Source organism: Lactobacillus sp. UMNPBX19 (assembly GCF_002553805.1).
GTDB lineage: Bacteria > Bacillota > Bacilli > Lactobacillales > Lactobacillaceae > Lactobacillus.
Genome location: NZ_PCYR01000125.1, coordinates 1 through 413 on the forward strand (window position 1 = coordinate 1; position 413 = coordinate 413).

The following is a 413-nucleotide window of genomic DNA, read 5'->3' on the forward strand; positions in this document are numbered from 1 at the left end:
GGTTGGTGGAGCCGGAGCCACCCTTTCCTTAGCGATTCTACTGGCATTTTTCAGTAAGGCCAAGTTTAGTAAAACGATGGGGGCGGTCACCATCATTCCGGCCATTTTCAACATTAATGAACCGCTGATTTTTGGGATTCCCATCATTATGAACCCTTACTTTGCGGTGCCGTTCGTACTTGCGCCAACTGCAATGGCGGCGGTTACCTATCTAGCGATGAAATTGCACATGGTCGCGTACACGACCGCAGTGGCACCGTGGACGTTACCAGGCCCGATCGGAGCGTGGATGGCGACCGGATTTGACTGGCGAGCAATCGTCTTATGTATAGTGAATATTTTGATTTCGATGGTGATTTATTGGCCATTCTTTAAGGCATACGATAAAAACCAACTTAAATTAGAGAAAGTAG

Annotated in this window: 1 protein-coding gene; it reads left to right on the plus strand. The window is 47.7% G+C overall.

Features of this window, described 5'->3' with window-relative positions; genetic code table 11:
- A partial coding sequence (locus CP370_RS09395) for a PTS transporter subunit EIIC (protein WP_143467901.1) occupies positions 1 to 413 on the plus strand: 413 nt, incomplete at both ends.